Consider the following 24,126-nt stretch of genomic DNA (forward strand, 5'->3'; position numbering starts at 1 on the left):
TCCGTGGCCCACCTCACACCGTTCCTGTGGCAGGATGACCGGTGGATCGAGGGGCCTGTCGGCCCCTCGGCCCGTGTCAGCGAAGACACTCTGGCACCTTTCACTACGGATCGTCCGGCACGTACCTGCCGGTGGAGGGAACGACGATGGCTACGGTCACCTATGAGAAGGCCACCCGGGTCTACCCCGGAACCGAGCGCCCCGCGGTCGACGCGCTCGACCTGCACATCGAGGACGGCGAGTTCCTCGTCCTCGTGGGCCCCTCGGGCTGCGGTAAGTCCACCTCGCTGCGGATGCTCGCCGGCCTGGAGGACGTGAACTCCGGCCGCATCCTGATCGGCGACCGCGACGTCACCGACGTCCAGCCGAAGGACCGGGACATCGCGATGGTGTTCCAGAACTACGCGCTGTACCCGCACATGACCGTCGCCGACAACATGGGCTTCGCGCTCAAGATCGCCGGCACCCCGAAGGCGGACATCCGCCAGCGGGTCGAGGAGGCCGCCAAGATCCTCGACCTGACCCAGTACCTGGACCGCAAGCCGAAGGCGCTCTCCGGTGGTCAGCGTCAGCGCGTCGCCATGGGTCGCGCCATCGTGCGCCAGCCGCAGGTGTTCCTGATGGACGAGCCGCTGTCCAACCTGGACGCCAAGCTGCGCGTGCAGACCCGTACCCAGATCGCGTCGCTCCAGCGCCGCCTGGGCGTCACCACGGTCTACGTCACCCACGACCAGACCGAGGCGCTCACCATGGGCGACCGGATCGCCGTGCTGAAGGACGGCCTGCTGCAGCAGGTCGGCACCCCGCGCGACATGTACGACACCCCGGCCAACGTCTTCGTCGCGGGCTTCATCGGCTCCCCGGCGATGAACATCGGCACCTTCGACATCGTCGAGGGCGTCGCGACCGTCGGCTCCGCCGGCATCGCTGTGACCCGGGACGCGCTCGGCCAGCTGGCCGCGGACGACAAGAACCAGATCACCATCGGGTTCCGCCCGGAGTCGCTGGACGTCGTCCCCGAGGGCACCCCGAACGCGATCCCGGTGGTCGTCAACATCGTCGAGGAGCTCGGCTCCGACGCCTACGTCTACGGCTCGCTGGCCGGGAACGCCGCCGCGGCGGACGTGACCTCCGGCGCCGGCGACTCGCAGGTGATCGTCCGCGTCGGGCCTCGTCAGGTCCCGGCCAAGGGCGAGACCATCTGGGTGACCATCCGCACCGGCGAGCAGCACCTGTTCCACCCCGGCTCGGGTCTGCGCATCGACGCCTGACGCAGCACACCTCTCCACCCGAAGGGGCGGGGCTCGGCACACGCCGGACCCCGCCCCTTCGGCCATCGATGGGAGAATCCCTACCCATGGACCGCCCTCGCCTGCAGATCACCGCCGCCGCGCCCGACCCGGCGCTGCTGGACCTGCCCTGGCACATCCCGCTCGCGGACTGGCCCGCGGACCAGCTGGCCGCCCTCCCCCGCGGCATCTCCCGGCACACCGTGCGTTTCGCGCGGATGTCCGGCCGGGTGATCGCGATCAAGGAGATCGGCGAGACGGTCGCGTACCGCGAGTACGAGCTGCTGCGTCAGCTGAGCCGCCTGGACGTGCCCAGCGTGGAGCCGGTCGCGGTGATCTCCGGCCGCACCGATCCGGACGGCGAGCCCCTGGAGCCGGTGCTGATCACCCAGCACCTGCGGTTCTCCCTGCCCTACCGCTCGCTGTTCAGCCAGGCGCTGCGCCCGGACACCGCCACCCGGCTGATCGACGCCCTCGCGGTGCTGCTGGTCCGCCTGCACCTGATCGGCTTCTACTGGGGCGACGTCTCGCTGTCGAACACCCTGTTCCGCCGGGATGCCGAGACCTTCGCCGCGTACCTGGTGGACGCCGAGACCGGCGACCTGCACGACAGCCTCACCGACGGGCAGCGCGGCTACGACCTGGAGGTCGCCCGGGTCAACATCATCGGCGAGCTGATGGACCTGCAGGCCGGGGAGTTCCTGGAGGACGAGGTCGACGCGGTCGCGATCGGCGACGCCCTGGCCGAGCGCTACCAGGAGCTCTGGGGCGCGCTGACCGAGGCCGAGTCCTTCCGTGCCGGGGACCGGTGGCGGGTGCAGGCCCGGATCGACCGGCTGAACGACCTCGGCTTCGACGTGGGCGAGCTGGACATCACCACCGACCTGGACGGCACCACGGTCCGGATCCAGCCCAAGGTGGTGGACGCGGGGCACCACTCCCGTCGCCTGATGCGCCTGACCGGGCTGGACGTGCAGGAGAACCAGGCCCGCCGTCTGCTCAACGACCTGGACGGCTACGCCGCCGCCACCGACCGCCAGAACGACGACGAGAACTTCGTCGCGCACGACTGGCTGAACGGGGTGTTCGAGCCGGCCGTGCGCGCGGTCCCCCGGGAGCTGCGTCCCAAGCTGGAGCCCGCGCAGATCTACCACGAGCTGCTGGACCACCGCTGGTTCCTGTCCGAGCAGCAGGGCCGTGACGTCCCGATGCCCGAGGCCGCCAGGTCCTACGTGAAGAACATCCTGCCCAACCGCCCGGACGAGGAGGCGATCCTCGGGGTGTCGGCGGCCGACCTCCGGGAGGACGCCGACCCGCTGATCGGCTAGCGGCCGAGCAGTCGCTCGCTGCCGGTCCAGAGCTGCTCGGCCAGCGCCGGGTCGGCGGCCTTGCGCGAGGTACGGCCCGGCTTGTGCGCGCTGCCGTAGTACTCCCCGGAGGTCCAGGCGTCGGACCGGATGAAGAACTCCAGCGTCGACCCGCCCGCCTCCGGGGTGATCAGCGAGCGGTTCAGCACCGTGGTGTAGACCCAGCGCAGCGGGCTGGTGGTGTCCGAGGCGAAGCTGGTCGCCACGTTGCCGGGGTGGAAGGCGACCGACCGGATGCCGCGGGCGTGCAGCCCCTTGGTGTGCAGGATGTTCGCGAGCTTGGCGTTGCCGTAGGCGCGCTCGGGGCGGTAGCGGCGGGAGGTGTCCAGGTCCTCGACCCGGAAGCTGCTGAACAGCCGAGCGGCGATGCTGGAGGTGTTCACCACCGCGGTGTCCGGGGTGAACCGCGGCCGGAGCAGCTCGGTCAGCAGGAAGGGCGCCAGGTGGTTCACCTGGAAGGTCAGCTCGACCCCGTCCCCGGTGATCGTCGGTCCGGAGAACAGGCCGCCCGCATTGTTGGCCAGCACGTCGATCCGGTCGTACCGCTCCGCGATCCGGGCGGCGAGCTCGCGCACCTGGTCGAGTACGGCGAAGTCGGCGACGAACACCGCGTCCGCGCCCACCCGCTCCGCGACCGCGTGGGTCTTGTCCGGATTGCGCCCGACCAGCACCAGCCGGTGGTCCGCGGCCAGGCGGGCGGCCGCGGCCGCACCGATGCCGTCGCTCGCCCCGGTCAGGACGACGGTCCGGGTCATGGCCTCAGAGACTCCGCTGCCGAGCGACCTCGTACAGCGCGATGCCACCGGCGACGCCTGCGTTGAGGGACTCGACGTCGGAGGCGATCGGGATGCCCGCGATCACGTCGCAGTGCTCGCTGACCAGCCGGGACAGGCCCTTGCCCTCGGACCCGACCACCAGCACCAGCGGGTCGACGGAGTACGGCATGTCCGCGACGGTCGTGGTCCCGCCGCCGTCCAGGCCCACGATGAAGCAGCCCGCCTCGTGCAGGCGCTCCAGCGCGCGCACCAGGTTGGTGGCCCGGGCGACGGGCACCCGCGCGGCCGCACCGGCGGAGACCTTCCACGCCGAGGCGGTCACCCCGGCGGAGCGGCGCTCGGGCACCAGCACCCCGTGCGCACCGAACGCCCCGGCGGAGCGGAGCACGGCTCCCAGGTTGCGCGGGTCGGTGACGCCGTCCAGCGCCACGATCAACGGCGGGCGGTCGCTGGCGGCGGCGATGTCGAGCAGGTCCTCGACGTCGGAGTAGTCGTAGGGCGGGACCTGGATCGCCACGCCCTGGTGCACGGCGCCGTCGGTCATCCGGTCCAGTTCGGGCTTGGTCACCTCGAGCAGGGGGTACCCCGCGTCGGCGGCGGTGCGCAGGATCTCCCGGGTGCGGTCGTCCGCCTCCAGCCGGGAGGCGATGTACACCGCCGACACCGGGATGCCGGCCCGCAGCGCCTCGACCACCGAGTTGCGCCCGGCGACCACCTCGGTGACCGCGCCCCGGCCCTTGCCGCTCGGGGTGCGACGGGTGGTGCCCCGGCTGGTGGTGGCCCGTTTCTCCGACGCGACCTTCTTCTTGTGCGCGGAGTGGTAGGTGCGGTCCTCGGCCTTGGGGGTCGGGCCCTTGCCCTCGAGCCCCCGGCGGCGCTGACCGCCGGAGCCGACGGTGGCCTTCTTGCCGGTCTTGCGGGTGGCGCCTCGGCGCTGGGAGTTGCCGGCCATCAGATGTCCTCGTCAGTGGTGTTACGGGCGGCGAGCGTCCAGCGCGCGCCGGTGGAAGAGTCCTCGACCGCGATCCCCGCGGCGGTGAGCCGATCGCGGATCGCGTCGGCGGTGGCCCAGTCCTTGGCGGCACGGGCAGCGGTGCGGGCGTCCAGCTCGGCCCGGACCACGGCGTCCAGGGCGGTGGCGGTGCGGTCGTCGGAGCCGGCGGAGCGGCCCCACTGCTCGCCCGCCGGGTCGAGGCCCAGCACGTCCAACATGGCGCGCACGGCGGCCAGCTCGGTGCGGGTGCTCGGGTCGTCACCGGCGGACAGGGCGGTGTTCCCGGCCCGCAGGTGCTCGTGCACCACCGCGAGCGCGGCCGGCACGTTCAGGTCGTCGTCCAGCGCGGCGGCGAAGTCGTCCGGGATGGTCGCGGCGGCAGGATCCACCGCACCCACCCGCTCGCCGGCCCGGGTGACGAATCCGGACAGCCGGTCCCAGGTGGCCTCGGATTCGGTCAGGGTGTCCTCGGTCCACTCCAGCATCGACCGGTACTGCACCGCGGTCAGGGCGTAGCGCAGCACCGCGGGCCGCACGGTCTCCAGCAGCGAGCTGACCAGCAGGCCGTTGCCGAGCGACTTGCTCATCTTGGCGCCGGACTGGGTCACCCAGCCGTTGTGCAGCCAGTACCGCGCGAAGCCGTAGCCCGCGGCCCGGGACTGGGCCTGCTCGTTCTCGTGGTGCGGGAACCGCAGGTCGAGCCCGCCGCCGTGGATGTCGAAGGTGTCGCCGAGGTAGCGGTGCGCCATCGCGGAGCACTCCAGGTGCCAGCCGGGGCGTCCCCGGCCGAACGGGGTCTCCCAGGAGGCGTTCTCCGGCTCACCGGGCTTGGCGGCCTTCCACAGCGCGAAGTCGTGCGGATCCCGCTTGTCGCTCTCCGCCGCGGCGGTGTCCGGTGCCATGTCGTCGATCCGCTGGCTGGTCAGCGAGCCGTACTCCGGCCAGGACCGCACGTCGAAGTACACGTCGCCAGGACCGGCGGGGTAGGCGTGGCCCCGCTCGACCAGCCGCTGCATCAGGTCGACCATCGCCGGGACGTGGCCGGTGGCGCGCGGCTCGTAGGTGGGCGGCAGCACCCCCAGCGCGTCGTAGGCGGTGGTGAAGGCGCGCTCGTTCTCCATCGCCCACGCCCACCAGGGCCGGCCCGCCTCGGCGGAGCGGTTCAGGATCTTGTCGTCGACGTCCGTGACGTTGCGGACCATCGTCACCTGGTAACCGGTGCGGCGCAGCCAGCGGACCAGCACGTCGAAGGCCACCACCGAGCGGACGTGCCCGATGTGCGGCGGGGCCTGCACGGTCGCACCACACAGGTAGATGCCGACCTGACCCGGGACGACGGGGACGAAGTCACGCACCTCGCGGGTGGCGGTGTCGAACAGGCGCAGGCTCACCGCACCAGGCTACCGGGCCGTCACTTGCCTGTTCACTCCGGTGGCGTCATCCGCCTCGGCCCGCAGGTCGGCCAGCACCAGCCGTACGACGCGCCGCGCCGCCCGCTCGGGGGTCATCAGCGCATCGGTGCGACGCGCGGCGGCCACACCGGCCAGCGGCACCAACCGCACCCCCGGCCGCGATCCCGCCGTGTACCGGGGCAGCAGGCTGATCCCGTGCCCGGCCGCGACCAGCGCCTCGACCACCCCGAAGTCGTTGAACCGCTGCACCACCTCCGGCGGGGTCCCGGCCACCGCGGCCACCCGGTCCAGCACCCGGGCGACCGGGAACCCCTCCTGCACGGCGATCCAGCGCTGCCCGGCCAGGTCCGCCGGAGCCAGCTCGGTCCGGTCGGCCAACGGGTGGTCCTCGCGCAGGGCGACGTCGAGCGGCTCGCGCAGCAGCGGCACCACCTGGAGGCCGGACGGCCAGTCGTCGCCGGTGTCCGGCCGGTGCGCGACCACCAGGTCGAAGTCCGCGGTCAGGGTCGGGAAGTCGTGCTGGGCCACGTCGCGGTCGCCGAGCTCCACCTCGACCCCGTGGCGGGCGGCGATCCGGTGCAGCAGCCCCGGGGCCAGCAGGGCGGCGGCCGACTGGAAGAACGCCACCCGGACCCGCCCGGTCGGCGATCCGCGGAACTCCTCGACCGCCCCGGCGGCGCGTTCCATCGCGACCGCGACCTCCACCGCCGCATCGGCGAGTGCCTGACCGGCCTCGGTGAGCCGGATCCCGCGACCGACCCGTTCGACCAGCGGGGTGCCGACCTGATCGGCGAGCAGCCGCAGGTGCTGGGAGACCGCGGAGGGCGTCAGGTGCAGCCGGGCCGCCGCCGCGGTCACCCCTCCGGCGTCCCGCACCGCACGCAGCGTGGCCAGGTGATGGGCGTCCATGTAGTGACGCTACAGGGTCTGCGCGTGATCTTTCGATGGTGCTGGACAGTGAGGACCCGGCACGATGCCGCCATGCCCCTGCGCGACCGTCTGCTCGCCCTCGTCGTGGTGGTCTGCTGGGGTCTGAACTTCCCGGCGATCCATCTCTCTCTCGACCAGTTCCCGCCGTTCTTCCTGGTGGCGCTCCGGTTCGCCCTGCTCGCCGTACCCACCATGCTGTTCGTGCCCCGCCCGCAGGTCCCGCTGCGTTGGCTGCTCGGCTACGGGATCGGGTTCGGCGTGCTGCAGTTCGCCTTCCTGTACCTGGCGATGGACAGCGGGATGCCGACCGGGTTGGCCTCGCTGGTGCTCCAGTCCTCCGCGCCGTTCACGGTGCTGATCGGGTCGGCCTGGCTGCGCGAGCGGGTCAGCGCCCGGCAGGCGGCCGGGATCGGGATCGCGGTGGCCGGGCTGGCCGGGATCGCGGCGCTGCGCGCGTACGGAGGTGCGCAGGCCGGCCTGCTGCCGGTGGTCCTGACACTGTGCGGCGGACTGGGGTGGGCCTTCGGCAACGTGTGCAGCCGGCAGGCCCGCACCGACAGCCCGCTGCGGTTCATGCTCTGGATGTCCGTGGTGCCGCCGCTGCCGATGCTGGCGCTGTCCCTGGTGGTCGACGGCCCCGCGGCCATCGCGACCTCGCTGACCACCCTCGGCACGCCGACCGCGGCCTGGGCGCTGGGCGGCTTGGCGTTCACCGTGCTGATCGCGACCGTGGTCGGCTCCGGACTGTGGACCTCCCTGCTGGCCCGGCACCCGTCCAGCGTGGTCGCACCGTTCTCCCTGCTGGTGCCCGTGGTCGGCTTCGCGGCGAGCTGGCTGGCCTTCGACGAGCGACCGGTGCCGGCCGAGCTCGCGCTGGGAGCTGTCATCATCGGCGGTGTGCTGATCGCCAGTGCCCGGCCCCGGGCTGCGCGGGTGCTGGCGGAGCGCGGTCAGGACGCCGGGGCCACCACCGCGGTGGCGAGCGCCGCGATCCCCTCGCCACGCCCGGTGAGCCCGAGGCCGTCCGTCGTGGTCGCGGACACCGACACCTGAGCGGCCGCCGCCTCGGACAGCACCGCCTCCGCCTCGGTCCGGCGCGGTCCGATCCGAGGACGGTTGCCGACCACCTGCACCACCACGTTGCCGATCTCGAACCCCGCCGCCCGGACCATCCGTGCGGCCTCGGCGAGCAGGGCGGTCCCCGCCGCTCCGGCCCACTCCGGCCGGTCGACCCCGAAGACCGCGCCCAGGTCGCCCAGGCCGGCGGCGGACAACAGTGCCTCGGCGGCGGCATGGGCGGCGACGTCGGCGTCCGAGTGCCCGGCGAGCGGCCGCTCCCCCGGCCAGGACAGCCCCGCGAGCCGGAGGACGGCGCCGGGGGCGGGGTGAGGGTCGTAGGCGTGGACGTCGACGCCGAGGCCGGTGCGAGGGATCACGGGATCGAACCTAGCGAGGTCGCCGGGGCGGCGCGTGGCGTGATGCTCATCCCCCGGCGAGCAGCAGCTCCGCCAGCGCCAGGTCGCGGGCCGTGGTGATCTTGAGCGCGGACTCCTCGCCGGGGATCAGCCACACGGGGACGCCCAGCGCCTCGACCAGACCGGCGTCGTCCGTGGCGTCCGGTGCGGCGGCGGTGGGGGTCCCGCCGGGTCCGGCGGCATGGGTCGCCGCGTCCGGCGCGGCGGCGGCGTGGGCGGCGTCCAGCAGATCGCGGTGGAAGCCCTGCGGGGTCTGCACCGCCCGCAGTCCGGCCCGCGGCACCGTGCCCAGCGCGGCGGTGGCACTGCTCGCGGAGGGATCCACCGCGGTGATCGTGTCGGTGACCGGCAACCCGGGCACCACCGCGCGATGCCCGGCCCGCAGCGCCTCGACGACCCGCGCGATCAGCTCCGGGGACGCCAGCGGCCGCGCGGCGTCGTGCACCAGCACCAGATCGCAGTCCTCGTGCAGGACGGCGAGCGCGGCCGCGACGGACTCCTGACGCGTCGCGCCACCGGTCACCACCACGGCGTCGGGCAGCAGAGCGCGGAACGCCGTCTCGTGCCCGGCGGGAGCGGTCACGGCCAGCGCGTCCACGACCCCGGACATGACGAGACGCCGTGCTGCGTGCTGCAGCAACGGCGTCCCGTTCAGTCGGACCAGGGCCTTGGGCTCGGGGTGTCCGAGTCGCAGGCCGCTGCCGGCTGCGGTGATGATCGCGGTGGCGGTCATACCGGCCGGCTCAGGAGGCGAGGACCTCGTCCAGGATGGCTTCGGCCTTCTCCTCCTCGGTGTGCTCGGCGAGTGCGAGCTCCGAGACCAGGATCTGCCGGGCCTTGGCGAGCATCCGCTTCTCCCCGGCGGACAGGCCGCGGTCGGCGTCCCGGCGGGAGAGGTCGCGGACGACCTCGGCGACCTTGATCACGTCGCCGGAGGCGAGCTTCTCGAGGTTGGCCTTGTAGCGGCGCGACCAGTTGGTCGGCTCCTCGGTGTACGGCGCGCGCAGCACCTCGAAGACCTTGTCCAGGCCTTCCTGGCCGACCACGTCACGCACACCCACGAGGTCGACGTTCTCCGCCGGGACCTCGATGGTCAGATCGCCCTGCGCGACCTTCAGCTTGAGGTAGATCTTGTCCTCACCGCGGATGGTCCTGGTCTTGATCTCCTCGATCAACGCTGCCCCATGGTGCGGGTAGACAACGGTCTCCCCAACAGTGAAAGTCATCTGGAGGTGTCCCCTTTCGCGGATGCCCATCTTACCACGTGAAAACGGGCAGACTTCGTGAAGATTGCCGACGGTCAGCGGCGTTTGCGCAGGTCAGAGCGTTGGCGCTCGAACGGGTCCCGCGACACGCGTGTGTCCGGGTCCCGCGGCGGGGCTGGCGTGACTAGAGTCCGAACGGGATCGTCGCGTCCCATCGGCAGCGCGAGGAAGAGTGCGCTGACCTGCGAGGACGCGCCGTGTTCTGACGGCGGGTCACCTCGATCCCGCCGCGCGCCGTAGGCTCTGAGGGCCGACGCCGATCCACTCCAGGGAGCCATCGTGGCCCGCAGCCGCCAGTCCACCCTCCGCCGCGCCTCCGCCGTCGCGGCCGTCGCCCTAGCCGCCGCACTGTCCGGCTGCTCGGTGACCAACCAGATCACCTCGCAGCTGGAGTACGACGCCTCGGACGGTGTCGGCGCCGCGCTGGGCGACGTGAGCGCGGAGAACCTGCTCCTGGTCGCGGCCGCCGCCGGTGAGCCGGGTGCCCTGCAGGGTGCGCTGAGCAACGCCGGTGACCACGCCGCCCTCGTCGAGCTGTCCACCGCGGACGACTCCACCACCGTCCGCGTCCCGGCGGGCGCGACCGTGCTGCTCGGCGGGTCCGAGGGCGAGGAGGTGCTCCTGGTCACCCCGGACGCCCCCGGCGCCACCACCGACCTGACCGTCGCCACCAGCGCCGCCGGCCAGGAGACCCTGCCGGTGCCGGTGCTCGACGGCACCCTGCCCGAGTACACCGACCTGGTGCCCGAGCCCGAGGCGTCCCCGGAGTCCTGACCCGCGCCGCACTGCTCACCCGCACCGCGCACGGCCCGGCACCCCGAGGGTGCCGGGCCGTTCCGCGCCTGTTGCGGGCCCACCAGGTGCGCCCGGTTCCCACGGTCCCCGGGTCCCCGGTTCGCCGGTTCGCCGGTTCGCCTTGATCCTCGGTTCGCCGGGTCGCCCTGGTCCCCGGGTCACTGGCTCTCCCAGGCCCCGTGCCCGCAGCCGAGGTCGGCAGTCCGCACCAGAATCGGCCCGGCGAACTGCCGACGTCGGCGCCAACTGCCGACATCGGTGGCAGCTGCCGAGTTCGGTACCTCCGCCGCGACGTCGGTCTCTCGGGTACCGATCTGGGCACCGATGTACCGAACTGGTGCTGGAGCGCCGGGCTGGGCTGGGCTGAGCCAGAGCTGGACGCACCAGAGCCGAGCCGCAGCAGAGCCGGGCGCACCAGAGCCGAGCGAACCCGGGCGCACGGGCGGCGGGGCCGCCGGTGCCGATCAGCCGAAGCGGCCGGAGATGTAGTCCTCGGTGGCCCGCTCGCGCGGGGAGGAGAACATGGTCGCGGTGTCGTCGATCTCGATCAGGCGCCCCGGCTCACCGGTCCCGGCGATGGTGAAGAACGCGGTCTTCTCCGACACTCGTGCAGCCTGCTGCATGTTGTGGGTGACGATCACGATCGTGTAGTCGTTCTTGAGCTCGGCGATCAGGTCCTCGATCGCCAGGGTGGAGATCGGGTCCAGCGCGGAGCAGGGCTCGTCCATCAGCAGCACCTGCGGCTTCACCGCGATGGCGCGGGCGATGCAGAGCCGCTGCTGCTGGCCACCGGACAGGCCCGAGCCCGGCCGGTCCAGGCGGTCCTTGACCTCGTTCCACAGGTTGGCGCCGCGCAGCGACTGCTCCACCAGGTCGTTGGCCTCGGACTTGGAGATCCGGCGGTTGTTCAGCCGGATGCCCGCGAGCACGTTCTCCGCGATGGACATGGTGGGGAACGGGTTCGGCCGTTGGAACACCATGCCGACCTGGCGGCGGACGGCCACCGGGTCGATGTCCGAGCCGTACAGGTCCACGCCCTCGACGGCGACGGTGCCCTCGACCCGGGCGCCGGGGATCACCTCGTGCATCCGGTTGAGGGTGCGCAGGTAGGTGGACTTGCCGCAGCCGGACGGGCCGATGAACGCGGTCACCGAGCGGGGCTCGATGGTCATGTTCACGTCGGCCACGGCGCGGAAGGCGCCGTAGAAGATGTTCAGGTCCTTGACGTCGATGCGCTGTGCCATCGGAGTTGTCCTTCGGGGAGAGGTCGGGGCTGGCGGGTCAGCGGATCTTCGGGGCGAAGAACCGGGTCACCAGCCGGCCGATCAGGTTGAGCAGCATGACGATCAGGAACAGGGTCAGTGCGGCCGCCCAGGCCCGCTGCACGGTGATGTCGGCGATGCAGGACGTGTCTCCCGGCGAGCAGGACACCAATCCTTGCGCGTACTGCCGGTAGACGTACACCGGCAGGGTCATCATCCGACCGTCGAACAGGTTGAAGTTGATCGAGTCGACGACGCCCACGGTCAGCAGCAGCGGTGCGGTCTCCCCGATCACGCGGGCGATCGCCAGCATGACACCGGTGGTCAGGCCGGCCACCGAGGTGCGCAGCACCACCTTGACGATGGTCAGCCAGCGCGGCACGCCCAGGGCGAGCGAGGCCTCGCGCAGCTCGTTGGGCACCAGACGGAGCATCTCCTCCGAGGAGCGCACCACCACCGGGATCATCAGCACCGACAGCGCGACCGAGCCGATCGCGCCCATCTTGGCGCCCGGGCCGAGCAGCAGCGCGAACAGCGCGTAGGCGAACAGACCGGCGACGATCGACGGGATGCCGGTCATCACGTCGACCAGGAAGGTGATCAGCTTGGACAGCGGACGGCCGCCGCCGTACTCGACCAGGTAGATCGCGGTGAGCAGACCGATCGGCACCGAGATCAACGCAGCGAACAGCGTGATCTCCACCGTGCCGACGATCGCGTGGTAGATGCCGCCTGCGTCCATCCCGCCGAACACGCCACGCATGGAGTGCAGCAGGAAGTAGCCGTCCAGGCGGCCGATGCCCTTGGACACCACGGTCCAGGTGAGCGAGATCAGCGGGATCATCGTGACGACGAACGCGCTGGTGATCAGCGTCCGCATCAGGATGTCCGTGCGGCGCCGCCGCGGGTCGGTGGTGCGCAGCAGCTCGTCCAGGGACGGCTGCGGGGTCCGGGTCACAGTGGCCATGTCAGTTCGCCCCCGAGAAGTCCTTGCGCCGCGCCACGATCGCGCGGGCGGCCATGTTCACGGCCAGGGTGATGACGAACAGGGCCAGGCCGGTGGCGATCAGCGTGGCGACGCCGGTCTGGTTCGCCTCCGGGAACTGGGCCGCGATGTTCGACGCGATGGTCTGCTGCTTGCCGGCGACCAGCAGCTGGAACGAGTAGGTGAACCCGGGCGACAGGATCATCAGCACGGCCATCGTCTCGCCCAGCGCGCGGCCGAGGCCGAGCATCGCGCCGGAGATGATGCCCGAGCGGGAGAACGGCAGGACGGCCATCCGGATCATCTCCCAGCGGGTCGCGCCGAGGGCCAGGGCGGCCTCCTCGTGCAGGCGCGGGGTCTGCAGGAAGACCTCCCGGCAGATCGCGGTGATGATCGGCAGGATCATCACGCCGAGCACCACGCCGACGGTGGCCATCACCCGGCCGGTGGGCGACACCGCGCCGCCGAACAGCGGGATCCAGCCCAGCCAGCGGCCGAGGAGCTCCCAGAACGGCTGGATGAACGGGCTCAGCACCAGACCGCCCCAGAGGCCGTAGACCACCGAGGGGATCGCGGCGAGCAGGTCGACGACGTAGCCCAGCGCGTTCGCGAGCCGACGCGGCGCGTAGTGCGAGATGAACAGGCCGATGCCGATGGCCAGCGGGGTGGCGATCAGCAGGGCGAGGGCCGCCGCGAGCAGTGAGCCGAAGATCATCGGCCCGACGAAGGCGATCAGGCTGCTGTCGTCGGGGAACCAGCTGATCTTCTCGGCCAGCTCCGCGGGGTCCGCGGTGATCGCGGGCAGCGCGCGGACCACCAGGAAGATGGTCACCGCGGCGAGGATGCCCAGGATCAGGATGCCGGCGCCGGTGGAGAGCCACCGGAACACCCGGCTGGCACCGCGGTCGGAGCTCTTCTGCCGCAGCCGGCGGGCGGTACGGCCGGGTGCGGAGGCGTCACCGGGGGTGACGGTCCCGGGCTGGGTGCTGGTCACTCGATCTCCATCACGGATGGCAGGGGGTTCGCGCCGACGGCCGGTCCGCCTGCACGGGGCAGACGGACCGGCCGGGCAGGGCGACTGACGTCAGGACGCCAGCTCGATCGCGTCGATCGACGCCTGGACGTCGGTGCGCAGCGCGTCCGAGATCGGGGCGGAACCCGCGGCCGACTCGGAGGCGGACTGACCCTCGGCCGAGGCCACGTAGGTCAGGAAGGCCTGGACCTTGTCCACGTCCTCCTGGCTGTCGTAGGACTGGCAGGCGACCAGGTAGGACACCAGGATCATCGGGTAGGCGCCCGACTCGGTGGTCTCGCGGTCGATGTCGATCACGATGTCGCCCTCGGCGCGGGCGTCGTCACGCGGGGAGGCGTCCAGCGCGGCGGCGGCACCCTCCTCGGACGGGGCGGCCCACTCGTCGCCGACCTGGATGGAGACCAGGCCCAGGTCGCCGGCCTTGGAGAAGTCGGCGTAGCCGATGGTGCCGTTGCCGCCCTGGACGGCCTGGATCAGACCGGAGGTCTGCGCGCCGGACTCGCCACCGTCGATCGGCCAGTCACCCGAGGCCTCGTCGGCCCAGGCGCCACCGGACGCCTTGGCCAGGTAGTCGGTGAAGTTCTTGGTGGTGCCCGACTCGTCGGAACGGTGCACCGGGGTGATCGCGGTGTCCGGCAGGTCGGCGTCCGGGTTCTCCGCGACGATCGCCGGGTCGTTCCAGGTGGTGATGGTGCCGTTGAAGACGTTCGCGATGGTGGCGGCGGACATGTTCAGGCTGTCCACGCCCTCCAGGTTGAAGACGACCGCGATCGGGGAGACGTAGACCGGCAGGTCCACCGCACCGGCGCCGAAGCACCGGTCCTGGGCCTGGGTCAGCTCCTCATCGGTGAGCGCCGAGTCGGTGCCGGCGAACTGGACGGAGCCGTCCAGGAACGCGGTACGACCGCCACCGGAGCCGACCGGGTCGTAGGAGACGGTGACGTCCGGGTTCTGGCTCTGGAAGCCGGCACGCCAGGCCTCCATCGCGGACTCCTGGGACGAGGCGCCGGAGCCGTTGAGCTCGCCGCTGAGGCTGCTCGCGGGGGCGTCGCCGGAACCGGAGGTGCTGGTGGTGTCCTCACCCGTCGCGTTGTCGGAGCCGCATGCCGCCAGGGAGAGGGCCAGCACGCCGGCGAGGGCGAGCGCGCCCGTTCCGCGGTTGAGCTTCACGTTGTTCCGTCCTGTCGTGGTCTGCGCGCACCCTGATGGTGCGCGGCCGAGCACGACGCTAGGAGCCGCAGGTGACCGGGCACTCCGCCCTGGGTGAACCCGGGGTGAACGACGGTTCAACACTCGTCGGCGGGGGTGCGGCGTGGCTCACCCCGGCGGCGGCCCGCGCCGTTCACCCGGCGTTCAGGCCCCGGCGACGGTTCAGACGGCGGCCCGTGCGTCGTCGCTCAGCTTGTAGCCCAGCCCACGGACGGTCAGCAGCAGCACCGGGTTGCCCGGGTCGGACTCGATCTTGGCCCGGACCCGCTTGACGTGGACGTCCAGGGTCTTGGTGTCGCCGACGTAGTCGGTGCCCCACACCCGGTCGATCAGCTGGGAGCGGGTCAGCACCCGGCCCGCGTTGCGCAGCAGCAGCTCGAGCAGCTCGAACTCCTTCAGCGGGAACGCCACCGGCTCGTCGTTCACCGTCACGACGTGTCGCTCCACGTCCATCCGGACCGGCCCGGAGACCAGGATGTTGTCGTCGTCCTCGTCGTCGACCTGCGGGCCGCCGGACACCCGGCGACGCAGCACGGCGCGCACCCGGGCCAGCAGCTCGCGGGAGGAGTAGGGCTTGGTGACGTAGTCGTCGGCGCCGAGCTCCAGGCCGACCACCTTGTCGATCTCCGAGTCCTTGGCGGTCAGCATGATCACCGGGACGTCCGAGGTCTGCCGGATGTGGCGGCACACCTCGGTGCCGGACATCCCGGGCAGCATGAGGTCCAGCAGTACGAGGTCGACGCTCTCGCCGCCGTCGAAGATCTCCACCGCCTCCGTGCCGGTCGCGGCCGTGGCCACCTGGTAGCCCTCACGGGTCAGCAGGTAGGTCAGCGGGTCGCGGTACGACTCCTCGTCCTCCACGAGCAGGATGCGGGTCACAGGCTCAGGCCTTTCGGTTCGCCGTCGAGGGCACGCTCGTGCGCCTCGACCTCTTCGGGTGAAGCCGCCCGGGGCAGGCGGATGGTGAAGGTGGAGCCACGGCCGGGCTGCGACCAGACCTGGACGTCGCCGCCGTGGTCCGCGGCGACGTGCTTGACGATGGACAGCCCCAGACCGGTGCCGCCGGTCTCCCGGCTGCGGGCCGGGTCGACCCGGTAGAACCGCTCGAACACCCGGTCCTGCTCCTCGGTGGGGATGCCGATGCCCTGGTCCACCACCGCGATCTCGACCAGGCCGTCGTGGCTGCGCACCCCGACACCGACATGGGTGCCGGGCTGGGAGTAGGAGACCGCGTTGTCCAGCAGGTTCCGCACCGCCTGCACCAGCATGGTCGGGTCACCGAAGACCTGCGCGCCGCTGACCCCGCCGACGTCGAGGTCGATCTGCTTGGCGAGCGCGCCGGTCCGCGCCCGGTCGACCGCCTCGGTGACCACCGAGTCGACGTCGATCACCTGGATCTCCTGCAGCGCACCGGCGACCTGGAGCCGGGACAGCTCGAGGATCTCGTGCACCAGGGCGGACAGCCGCTGGGACTCGCTGATCATCCGGCCGGCGAACCGGCGGACCGCCTCCGGGTCCTCGGCCGCATCCTGCACCGTCTCGGCCAGCAGCGAGATCGCGCCGACCGGGGTCTTCAGCTCGTGGGACACGTTCACCACGAAGTCGCGCCGGATCGCCTCCAGCCGGCGGGCCTGGGTGCGGTCCTCCGCCAGCACCAGCAGCTGGTCCGGGCCGACCTGCGCCACCCGGACCTGCAGCATCAGGGTGCCGGGGCCGAGCGGTCCGCGCGGCAGCTCCAGCTCCTCGTCCCGGATCACCCCGGTCCGGCGGACGTCGGCGATCAGGTCCTGGACCGCGGCGTGCACGATCTGGCCGTCCCGCACCACCCCGTAGGCGTAGGCGGGCGGGCTCGCCCGGACCACCCGGTCCTCGTCGTCGAGCACCACGGCGGCGGAACGCAGCACGGCGAGCACCCGCACCACCCCGTCGTCCAGCTCCGGCGCGGGCTGCTCCGGCACGGTGCGCTGCACGCGCTCGCTCCACCGGAACGCGAACGTGGCCCCCACGCCGACCAGCAGTCCGAGACCGCCGGCAGCGAGCAGCATCAGCCCAGTCAGACCCTCCACGTCCGTCAGCGTACGGGTGTGGACACCCGGGGTCGTGCGGTCGCCCGATGATCACGGGGTGGCGATGATGAGAGTTCATCGGCGTTCACCGGGCGGCGGGCTGGCGTTCACCTCGCCGTTCATCTGCGCATGGAACCGTGTGGCGTCGATCCGCGCACAGGTCTGTGCGCGCGCACGCCTGAGAGGACGCACGAATGCGGGAGATCTTCGACGCCGAGCTCAAGCAGCTCGGTGACGACCTGGTGGCCATGAGCCGCCGGGTGGAGCATGCCATCACCGCGGCCGGAGAGGCACTGGCGCGCCAGGACCTGAACCTGGCGGAGTCGGTCATCGCCGACGATCTGGCGATCGACGCGCTGGAGCGGGACCTGGACGAGCGGTGCGTGCTGCTGCTCGCCCAGCAGCAGCCGGTGGCGACCGACCTGCGGGTGGTGGTGTCCGCGCTGCGGATGAGCGCCACCCTGGAGCGGATGGGCGACCTGGCCCGGCACGTGGCCCAGGTCGCGCGTCGCAGCTACCCGCACACCGCGGTGGACCCGGCGCTGGCCGCGGTCTTCGCCGAGATGAACGAGGCCGCCGTCCGGGTGGCCGCCAAGACCACCGAGGTGCTGCAGAGCCACGACCTGGAGGTCGCCGCGGCGATCCTGGCCGAGGACGACCGTCTGGACCACCTGCACGAGGAGACCTTCCGGGTGCTGCTCGGCTCGGGCTGGACCGGCACACCGCAGCAGACCGTGGACGTCACGCTGCTCGGCCGGTACTACGAGCGGTTCGGCGACCACGCGGTGTCGATCGCCAAGCGGATCACCTTCCTGGTGACCGGCGAGTTCGCCGGGGGCCCGACGGCCGCTCGCTGATCCGGGCTCGACCGCTCCGGGCGCACCTGCTCCGAGCACGACGAAGGCCCCCGGTCCCGCTCAGGGACCGGGGGCCTTCGCGCGTGGTCAGCGGCCCTGGTTCGCCACGGCCTTGATGGCCTCCGCGGCGGCGTCCGGGTCGAGGTAGGTGCCGCCCGGGTTGGTGGGCTTCAGCGTCTCCTCGTCCAGGTGGTACACCAGCGGGATGCCGGTCGGGATGTTGATCCCGGCGATGGTGTCGTCGTCCACGTCGTCCAGGTACTTGACGATGGCGCGGATCGAGTTGCCGTGCGCGGCGACCAGGACGGTCTTGCCGTCCTCGAGGTCCGGCACGATGTCCGAGTTCCAGTAGGGCAGCGCACGCTCGAGCACCTGCAGCAGGGCCTCGGCGCGCGGGATCGGCTCACCGGCGTAGCGCGGGTCCGAGTCCTGGGAGTACTCGGAGCCCAGCTCGATGTCCGGCGGCGGCACGTCGAAGGAGCGACGCCAGAGCATGAACTGCTCCTCGCCGAACTCGGCCAGGGTCTGCTTCTTGTCCTTGCCCTGCAGCGCGCCGTAGTGGCGCTCGTTCAGGCGCCAGGAGCGCTTGACGGGGATCCAGAGCCGGTCGGCGGCGTCCAGCGCGTAGTTCGCGGTGGTGATCGCGCGGCGCAGCAGGGAGGTGTGCACCACGTCCGGCAGCACACCGGCGTCGGTCAGGAGGGTGCCGCCGCGCTTGGCCTCGGCGACGCCCTTCTCCGACAGGGCCACGTCCACCCAACCGGTGAACAGGTTCTTGGCGTTCCATTCGCTCTCGCCGTGGCGGAGCAGCACCAGGGTGTAGGTCATGGGTCCCATCCTGCCCCACGCCGGGAGGAACCGTCGGGGGACGTTCGGCCCTCGGAACAGGCCGGGCCGGATCGGTGTTCGCCCGGGTATGGCAATCACAGGCGAGTACCAGCCCAGCAGCGACGCCCGGACCCGGGACCAGGTGGAGGCGATCGAACGTTCCGGCGGGACCGAGGGCACCACCATGCGCGGCATGCCGGTGGTGGTGGTCACGATGCTCGGCGCCACCAGCGGGAAGGTCCGCAAGATCCCGGTGATGCGGGTCGAGCACGAGGGCGTCTACGCGATCGTCGCCTCGCTCGGCGGCGCCCCCAAGAACCCGGTCTGGTACTCCAACCTGATCGCGAACCCGGTGGTCGACGTCCAGGACGCGACGCACAAGGCCTCGTACCGGATGCGGGAGATCACCGGCGACGAGTACGCGACCTGGTGGGAGCGGGCGGTCGAGGCGTACCCCGACTACGCCGACTACCAGACCAGGACCGACCGGGTCATCCCGATCCTGCTCGCCGAGCCGATCGCCGACTGACCCGCGACGCCGTCGAGCCCGAGAAGCCAGGACGTGTCGCTCGCCGGGCGATCCGGGCGACGCGAGGTGGCTTCTCGGCGTCAGCCGCGGCGCTGGGCGGCGAGGGCGTAGACCTTGAGGACCTGCTCCGCGGTGGCGTCCCAGCCGTAGCCCGCGGCGGTGCGGCGGGCCGCGGTGCGCCACTCGGTGCGGACCGCGGGGTCGGCCAGCAGGTCGGCGATGGCATGCGCCCAGCGGGCGGGATCGTGGCCGCGGACCAGCCGGCCCGAGACGCCGTCCGCGACCACCGAGCGCAGGCCGCCGACCGCGGTGGCGACCACCGGGGTACCCGCCGCCTGGGCCTCCACCGCGACCAGCCCGAAGGACTCGCTCCGGCTCGGCATCGCGACCAGGTCGGCGGCGCCCAGCCAGCGCGCGAGCTCCGGGCGCGGCACCGGCGGACGGAACCACACCTCGTCGGCGACACCGCAGCCGTCGGCCAGGGCCCGCAGGTCGCGCAGCGCACCCGGCCGACCGGACGGCCCGCCCAGCACCACCAGCAACGGCACCGGCCGGCCCTGCGCCTTGAGCACGCCGAGCGCGCGGACCAGCACGTCGGGCGCCTTGAGCGGCTGCACCCGCCCGGCGAACAGCAGCACGTCCCGGTCCTCCGGCAGGCCGCGCTCCCGGCGCCAGGCCGCGCGTTCGGCGTGGTCGCGCGCGGGGGTGAAGGTGCGCAGGTCGACGCCGGGGGCGACCACGTGCACCGCGGCCGGGTCGGCGTCGTAGAGCTGCACCAGCTCGTGCGCCTCCTCCGCGGTGTTCGCGATCATCGCGTCCGCGGCGGCCACCACCTGCTCCTCGCCGATCACCCGGCCGGCGGGCTCGGGGGTGTCGTCCGGGGCCAGGGCGGCGTTCTTCACCCGGGCCAGGGTGTGCATGGTCGCGACCATCGGCACGTCCCAGCGTTCGGCGGCCAGCCAGCCGACGTGGCCGGACAGCCAGTAGTGCGCGTGCACCACGTCGAACCAGCCCGCCGGACGGTGCGCACCGGAGCGCAGCACTCCGGCGGTCATGGCGCAGAGCTGTCCGGGCAGGTCGTTCTTGTCCAGGCCCTCGTAGGGACCCGCCAGCACGTGGTGCACCAGCACCCGCTCGTCGTCGCCGTCCAGCGGGACCGTCTCCGGCTGCGCGGAGCTGGTCGCCCGGGTGTAGATCTCCACCGTCGCCCCGCGCCGCGCCAGTGCCCGGGACAGTTCGGCGATGTAGACGTTCATCCCGCCCGCGTCGCCGGTACCCGGCTGGTCCAACGGGGAGGTGTGCACGCTGAGCATGGCGATGTGCACGGTGGGACTCCCTTCAGGACCGACGGACCGAGATCATTCAACCCGCGACGCGGAAACTCTGTTCCAACTGCTCGAGCGAGCGGTTGCGGGTCTCCGGCAGGACGAACCGCACGAAGCACCAGGCCAGCACGTTGATCCCGGCGAACCCGGCGAAGGTGGCGGTGATCCCGGCGGCCTCGACGATGGACGGGAAGAACCCGCTGATCAGTGCGTTCGAGGTCCAATTGAAGAACACGCACAGCCCGATGGCGAACCCGCGCAGGCGCAGGGGGAACAGCTCGGCCAGCACCACCCAGCACAGCAGGCCGACCGACGCCTGGTTGAAGAACACGAACAGCACCAGGAACACGGTCACCGCGACCGAGCGGCCGGTGCCGTCCGGGATCAGCGCCGAGCACAGCGCGATCGCCACGTGGCTGAGGACCACGCCGCCGAGACCGAGCATCATGATCGTGCGGCGGTCCAGGCGGTCGATGATCGCCAACGCCACCAGCATGCCGAGCACGGAGAACACCCCGTTCAGCACGTTGGCGGCCAGGGCGACGTCGCCGCTGAAGCCGGTGCGCCGCAGCAGCTGGGTGCCGTAGTACATGACGGCGTTGATGCCGCCGGTCTGGTTGATCACCGCGACGCCGATCCCGATCAGCACCAGGCGACGCACCCAGCCCAGCCTCAGGTCGGCCCAGCTCGCCCGGGCGGCGTGCGCCTCGGCGTCGACCAGCGAGCGGATCTCGGCCAGCTCGGTGCGGGCCCGCCCGGCGGTCCGGACCTGACCCAGCACCGCGAGCGCTTCCTCGTCCCGTCCCCGGGTGACCAGCCAGCGCGGGGACTCGGGCATCCGCAGCATCCCGGCGAACAGCACGACCGCGGGCAGCGCCTGGATCGCGAGCATGGCCCGCCAGACCCCGGCGTGCTCGCCCCAGACCGTGCCGATCACCGCATTGATCGTGAACGCGGCCAGCTGGCCGATCACGATGGCGATCTCGTTCCGGCCGGTGAGCGCCCCGCGGCGTTCGGTGGGCGCCAGCTCGGCCAGGTAGACCGGCACCGTGACCGACGCGCCGCCGACCGCGAGGCCGAGCAGGAACCGCATCGCCAGCATGACCACCAGGTTCGGTGCCACCACCGACCCGATCGCCGCGGCGAAGAACAGCACGCCGAGCACCAGCAGGGTCCGGCGCCGACCGAGCGCGTCGGCCAGCCGGCCGGCCCCGACCGCGCCGAGTGCGGCGCCGACCAGCAGGCTGGCGGTGACCACGCCCTCCGCGGAGACGCTCAGGCCCAGGTCGGCGGACATCGGGTCCAGCGCCCCGTTGATCACGCCGGTGTCGTAGCCGAACAGCAGACCGCCGGCGGTGGCGATCAGCGCGATCTGCCCCAGCCGCCGCCGGGGATCGTGGCCGGTCATGCCGGGAGCACGCAGGCCGGTGCGGGCAGGGCGACCCGGGCCGTCTCCACCCCGTCGCGCAGGACCGTGAGGGTGTCCGAGGTCTGGTCGGCGAGGACGACCAGACCCTCGAGCGGGGCGAAGTGCCGTGGCCAGCTCCCGGGCAGGTCGACCTGCCCGGCCGGGGCGAGCGTGCCATCGGGTCCGGCGGCGAAGGTGGCGAGCCGGTCCGGTCCACGGGTGGCGATCAGCACCCGGTCACCGACCCGGTCGATGTGCGAGGGCAGCGAGGCGACCTCGGTGGAGCCGGACTCCTGCGCGGGGACGTGCTGCACGATGGTGCCGCTGGCCGAGTCACGGTCCCAGGCGAGCACGGTGACGGTGTCGTCCAGCTCGCAGGCGACGTAGGCGATCTGGCCGTCGGAGGAGAACACCAGGTGCCGCGGGCCGGAGCCGGGGGCGAGGGTGGCGGCGATCCCGTCGTCGGCGAGCAGCCCGGTGTCGGCGTCCCGGCGGTAGCGCCGGAGCTGGTCGGTGCCCAGGTCGCTGACCAGGACGTGCCGGCCGCCGGGCGCCAGTGCGACGAAGTGCGCGTGCGGCCCCTCCTGCCGGTCGGCGACCGGGCCGGTGCCGCTGTGCCCGAACACCTGGTCCGGCGCGGTGCCGTTCAGACCGTCCGGGCCGATCCGGAACACGGCCAGGGTGCCGGAGCTGTAGTTGGCGACGTAGAGCACGCGACCCTCCGGGTCGACCAGCAGGTGGCACGGGTCGGCGCCACCGGTCTCCGCGGTGGCCAGCGGCTCCAGGCCGTCCTCGGTCACCCGGAACGCGGTCACCGTGCCCCGGCTGTCCTCACCGACGGCGTAGAGCACGCCGGCGGCCCGGTCCAGCGCCAGGAAGGAGGGTGCGGGGGTGGCCCGGACCAGCTCGGGGGCGGTCAGGATGCCGGTGGAAGTGTCCAGCCCGATCCGCCAGATGCCCTCGCCCAGACCCACGGGGGTCCCGGCGCCGGCGGCGGGGTAGGTGCCGATCCACAGGTCACGTCGCTGCTCTGTCACGGGGAGGAGACTACGGGGCGGTCGACTCCGGCACCCACGCCGCGGGGTCCTCGACCACGGTGCGCAGCACGGCCAGCGCGGCGCCGGTCAGCGCGGCGTGCGGGCCGCCGGCGGCGACCTGGACCCGGGCGTCCTCCCACGCGGCGGCGAGCACCCGGGTGCGCAGCTGGGCGATCACCGGATCGGTCAACCAGGGAGCGAGCGGCGCGTAGATCCCGCCGAGCACCACCCGCTCCACGTCGACCAGGTTCACGAAGTTCGCCAGGGCGGTGCCCAGCGCGTCGCCACCCCGGCGCAGCGCGCGGGCGGCGCCGGGGTCCCCGGCGGCCGCGACGGCGACCAGGTCCTCGGCGCTCTCGGACAGCGGTCGCCCGGCCGCGCGCAGCAGTGCGTCCTTCCCGGCGTACTGCTCCAGGCAGCCCCGGGCGCCGCAGGGGCACGGCGGTCCCTCCGGCTCGACCGCGGTGTGGCCGATCTCCCCCGCCCACCCGTGCCGTCCGGCGAAGACCTCGCCGCCGAGCACGACGGCCGCACCGATGCCGACCTCACCGGAGACGTAGAGGAAGGAGTCGCCCGCCTGCCCGGCCCAGGACTCGGCGCGCGCCGCCAGGTTCGCCTCGTTGGCCAGCCGGATCGGCAGGGCGTCGAGCGCCGGACGGCCGGTGAGCAGCGCGGCGACGTCCACGTCCCGCCAGCCCAGGTTCGGGGCCAGGCGCAGCGGCCCGGTGATCCGGTCCACCAGACCGGGCAGCGCGACGCAGATCCCGGCCGGTCGCAGGTCGGCCGGCAGATCGGCGCGCAGGTCGCCGATCAGTCCGGCCAGCCGGGCCAGCACCCGCGCCGGGTCGGAGTCGCGGAAGTCGCCGCCCTCCACCCGGTGCCCGAGCACCCGGCCGGACAGGTCCATCGCGCGCACGCCCAGGTAGTCGACGTTCACCTCGGCGCCGATCCCGGCGACCGTGCCGGCGGCGGGCACCAGGGGCACCGCGGGACGACCGGCCCGGGCGGTGGACACCGGCGGCAGCTCGGCGATCAGCCGGGCGGAGATCAGCAGATCCACCAGGGCGGACACCGATCCCCTGGTCAGCCCGGTCGCGGTGGCCACGTCGGCCCGGGACGGCGGGACCGGGTCCGCGCCCGCGGCCGCGTCCAGCACGTGACCGAGCACGAGGCGCAGGTTGTGCTCGCGCAGCGTCCCCTGACGCGCGGGGGTGCCGGGGGCTCTCATGCGCTTGACCCTACAGGCTCGGGGCCATTAAGTTCGGCGGCACAACAAATCGTGAA

At 72.5% G+C, this 24,126-nt stretch carries 24 protein-coding genes; 6 read left to right on the forward strand and 18 right to left on the reverse strand.

Going from position 1 to position 24,126, the window contains the following annotated elements; all coding sequences use genetic code 11:
* Window positions 1–146 precede the first annotated feature (146 nt).
* Window positions 147–1,271, forward strand: coding sequence for a sn-glycerol-3-phosphate ABC transporter ATP-binding protein UgpC (gene ugpC, locus OGL89_RS01800; RefSeq protein WP_263118133.1), 1,125 nt, complete (start codon window positions 147–149; stop codon window positions 1,269–1,271).
* Between the two features lie 86 nt (window positions 1,272–1,357).
* Window positions 1,358–2,617: a DUF4032 domain-containing protein gene (locus OGL89_RS01805; RefSeq protein ID WP_263118134.1), complete on the forward strand. Its 1,260-nt coding sequence runs from the start codon at window positions 1,358–1,360 to the stop codon at window positions 2,615–2,617.
* On the opposite strand, the gene OGL89_RS01810 is transcribed toward OGL89_RS01805, so the two are convergent.
* The 4 genes from OGL89_RS01810 to OGL89_RS01825 are packed head-to-tail and all read right to left on the reverse strand — an operon-like array spanning window position 2,614 to window position 6,747.
* Complete coding sequence (locus tag OGL89_RS01810) at window positions 2,614–3,411, reverse strand: SDR family NAD(P)-dependent oxidoreductase (RefSeq protein WP_263118135.1); 798 nt, start codon at window positions 3,409–3,411, stop codon at window positions 2,614–2,616. The genes OGL89_RS01805 and OGL89_RS01810 overlap by 4 nt on opposite strands.
* Before the next feature lie 4 nt (window positions 3,412–3,415).
* Window positions 3,416–4,384, reverse strand: coding sequence for a 23S rRNA (guanosine(2251)-2'-O)-methyltransferase RlmB (rlmB, locus tag OGL89_RS01815; RefSeq protein WP_263118136.1), 969 nt, complete (start codon window positions 4,382–4,384; stop codon window positions 3,416–3,418).
* Window positions 4,384–5,817, reverse strand: coding sequence for a cysteine--tRNA ligase (gene cysS / locus OGL89_RS01820; protein ID WP_263118137.1), 1,434 nt, complete (start codon window positions 5,815–5,817; stop codon window positions 4,384–4,386). The genes rlmB and cysS overlap by 1 nt, the downstream gene beginning before the upstream one ends.
* A 9-nt stretch (window positions 5,818–5,826) precedes the next feature.
* Complete coding sequence (locus OGL89_RS01825) at window positions 5,827–6,747, reverse strand: LysR family transcriptional regulator (RefSeq protein ID WP_263118138.1); 921 nt, start codon at window positions 6,745–6,747, stop codon at window positions 5,827–5,829.
* 72 nt (window positions 6,748–6,819) lie between these two features.
* Here OGL89_RS01825 and OGL89_RS01830 point away from each other — a divergent pair, with 72 nt between their 5' ends.
* Entirely contained in the window at window positions 6,820–7,821 is a 1,002-nt protein-coding gene (locus OGL89_RS01830; RefSeq protein WP_263118139.1) for an EamA family transporter, read from the forward strand.
* Here the strand turns inward: OGL89_RS01830 and ispF are convergent.
* From ispF to OGL89_RS01845, 3 genes are read right to left on the reverse strand one after another with little or no spacing between them, the layout of a single operon-like run.
* Window positions 7,719–8,204 carry a 2-C-methyl-D-erythritol 2,4-cyclodiphosphate synthase gene (ispF, locus tag OGL89_RS01835; protein ID WP_263118140.1) on the reverse strand — a complete coding sequence of 162 codons (486 nt, stop codon included), beginning with the start codon at window positions 8,202–8,204 and terminating at the stop codon, window positions 7,719–7,721. The two genes, OGL89_RS01830 and ispF, sit on opposite strands and share 103 nt — an antisense overlap.
* A 46-nt stretch (window positions 8,205–8,250) precedes the next feature.
* Complete coding sequence (gene ispD / locus OGL89_RS01840; protein WP_263118141.1) at window positions 8,251–8,976, reverse strand: 2-C-methyl-D-erythritol 4-phosphate cytidylyltransferase; 726 nt, start codon at window positions 8,974–8,976, stop codon at window positions 8,251–8,253.
* A 10-nt stretch (window positions 8,977–8,986) separates the two neighbouring features.
* Entirely contained in the window at window positions 8,987–9,469 is a 483-nt protein-coding gene (locus OGL89_RS01845) for a CarD family transcriptional regulator (RefSeq protein WP_263118142.1), read from the reverse strand.
* Window positions 9,470–9,787: 318 nt separating this feature from the next.
* On the opposite strand from OGL89_RS01845, the gene OGL89_RS01850 reads away from it, so the two are divergent.
* Window positions 9,788–10,282, forward strand: a complete 495-nt coding sequence (locus OGL89_RS01850; RefSeq protein WP_263118143.1) for a hypothetical protein — start codon at window positions 9,788–9,790, stop codon at window positions 10,280–10,282.
* Window positions 10,283–10,767: 485 nt separating this feature from the next.
* Here the strand turns inward: OGL89_RS01850 and pstB are convergent, their stop codons facing one another.
* The 6 genes from pstB to OGL89_RS01880 all read right to left on the reverse strand — a co-directional run bounded on the left by pstB (window position 10,768) and on the right by OGL89_RS01880 (window position 16,858).
* On the reverse strand, window positions 10,768–11,547 hold the full coding sequence (gene pstB, locus OGL89_RS01855; protein WP_263118144.1) for a phosphate ABC transporter ATP-binding protein PstB: 780 nt from the start codon (window positions 11,545–11,547) through the stop codon (window positions 10,768–10,770).
* A 37-nt stretch (window positions 11,548–11,584) separates the two neighbouring features.
* Window positions 11,585–12,532 (reverse strand): phosphate ABC transporter permease PstA, encoded by a 948-nt coding sequence (gene pstA, locus OGL89_RS01860; protein ID WP_263118145.1) that lies wholly within the window; start codon window positions 12,530–12,532, stop codon window positions 11,585–11,587.
* A 1-nt stretch (window position 12,533) separates the two neighbouring features.
* Window positions 12,534–13,475 carry a phosphate ABC transporter permease subunit PstC gene (gene pstC, locus OGL89_RS01865; RefSeq protein WP_263118231.1) on the reverse strand — a complete coding sequence of 314 codons (942 nt, stop codon included), beginning with the start codon at window positions 13,473–13,475 and terminating at the stop codon, window positions 12,534–12,536.
* A 159-nt stretch (window positions 13,476–13,634) separates the two neighbouring features.
* Window positions 13,635–14,753, reverse strand: a complete 1,119-nt coding sequence (pstS, locus tag OGL89_RS01870) for a phosphate ABC transporter substrate-binding protein PstS (RefSeq protein WP_263118146.1) — start codon at window positions 14,751–14,753, stop codon at window positions 13,635–13,637.
* A gap of 201 nt (window positions 14,754–14,954) precedes the next feature.
* A complete protein-coding gene (locus OGL89_RS01875; protein ID WP_263118147.1) occupies window positions 14,955–15,671 on the reverse strand; it encodes a response regulator transcription factor in 717 nt (238 codons plus the stop codon).
* Window positions 15,668–16,858 carry an ATP-binding protein gene (locus tag OGL89_RS01880; protein WP_263118148.1) on the reverse strand — a complete coding sequence of 397 codons (1,191 nt, stop codon included), beginning with the start codon at window positions 16,856–16,858 and terminating at the stop codon, window positions 15,668–15,670. The genes OGL89_RS01875 and OGL89_RS01880 overlap by 4 nt, the downstream gene beginning before the upstream one ends.
* A gap of 194 nt (window positions 16,859–17,052) precedes the next feature.
* Here OGL89_RS01880 and phoU point away from each other — a divergent pair, with 194 nt between their 5' ends.
* The gene (gene phoU, locus OGL89_RS01885) at window positions 17,053–17,715 is read left to right on the forward strand and encodes a phosphate signaling complex protein PhoU (protein ID WP_263118150.1); all 663 of its coding nucleotides are present in this window, start codon (window positions 17,053–17,055) and stop codon (window positions 17,713–17,715) included.
* An 87-nt stretch (window positions 17,716–17,802) separates the two neighbouring features.
* On the opposite strand, the gene OGL89_RS01890 is transcribed toward phoU, so the two are convergent.
* A complete protein-coding gene (locus OGL89_RS01890; RefSeq protein WP_263118151.1) occupies window positions 17,803–18,543 on the reverse strand; it encodes a phosphoglyceromutase in 741 nt (246 codons plus the stop codon).
* An 88-nt stretch (window positions 18,544–18,631) separates the two neighbouring features.
* Between OGL89_RS01890 and OGL89_RS01895 the strand changes: the two genes are divergently transcribed.
* The gene (locus OGL89_RS01895; protein WP_263118152.1) at window positions 18,632–19,072 is read left to right on the forward strand and encodes a nitroreductase family deazaflavin-dependent oxidoreductase; all 441 of its coding nucleotides are present in this window, start codon (window positions 18,632–18,634) and stop codon (window positions 19,070–19,072) included.
* A gap of 80 nt (window positions 19,073–19,152) precedes the next feature.
* On the opposite strand, the gene mshA is transcribed toward OGL89_RS01895, so the two are convergent.
* From mshA to OGL89_RS01915, 4 genes are read right to left on the reverse strand one after another with little or no spacing between them, the layout of a single operon-like run.
* Complete coding sequence (gene mshA / locus OGL89_RS01900) at window positions 19,153–20,385, reverse strand: D-inositol-3-phosphate glycosyltransferase (protein ID WP_263118232.1); 1,233 nt, start codon at window positions 20,383–20,385, stop codon at window positions 19,153–19,155.
* Window positions 20,386–20,434: 49 nt separating this feature from the next.
* Window positions 20,435–21,805 (reverse strand): sugar porter family MFS transporter, encoded by a 1,371-nt coding sequence (locus OGL89_RS01905; RefSeq protein ID WP_263118153.1) that lies wholly within the window; start codon window positions 21,803–21,805, stop codon window positions 20,435–20,437.
* On the reverse strand, window positions 21,802–22,842 hold the full coding sequence (locus tag OGL89_RS01910) for a lactonase family protein (protein WP_263118154.1): 1,041 nt from the start codon (window positions 22,840–22,842) through the stop codon (window positions 21,802–21,804). Before OGL89_RS01910 ends, OGL89_RS01905 begins: the two co-directional genes overlap by 4 nt.
* A 10-nt stretch (window positions 22,843–22,852) precedes the next feature.
* A complete protein-coding gene (locus OGL89_RS01915; RefSeq protein WP_263118155.1) occupies window positions 22,853–24,070 on the reverse strand; it encodes an ROK family protein in 1,218 nt (405 codons plus the stop codon).
* Window positions 24,071–24,126: the final 56 nt, after the last annotated feature.

The sequence above is a fragment of the Cellulomonas sp. RIT-PI-Y genome (genome assembly GCF_025642745.1).
In the GTDB taxonomy this organism is placed as follows: Bacteria; Actinomycetota; Actinomycetes; order Actinomycetales; family Cellulomonadaceae; genus Cellulomonas.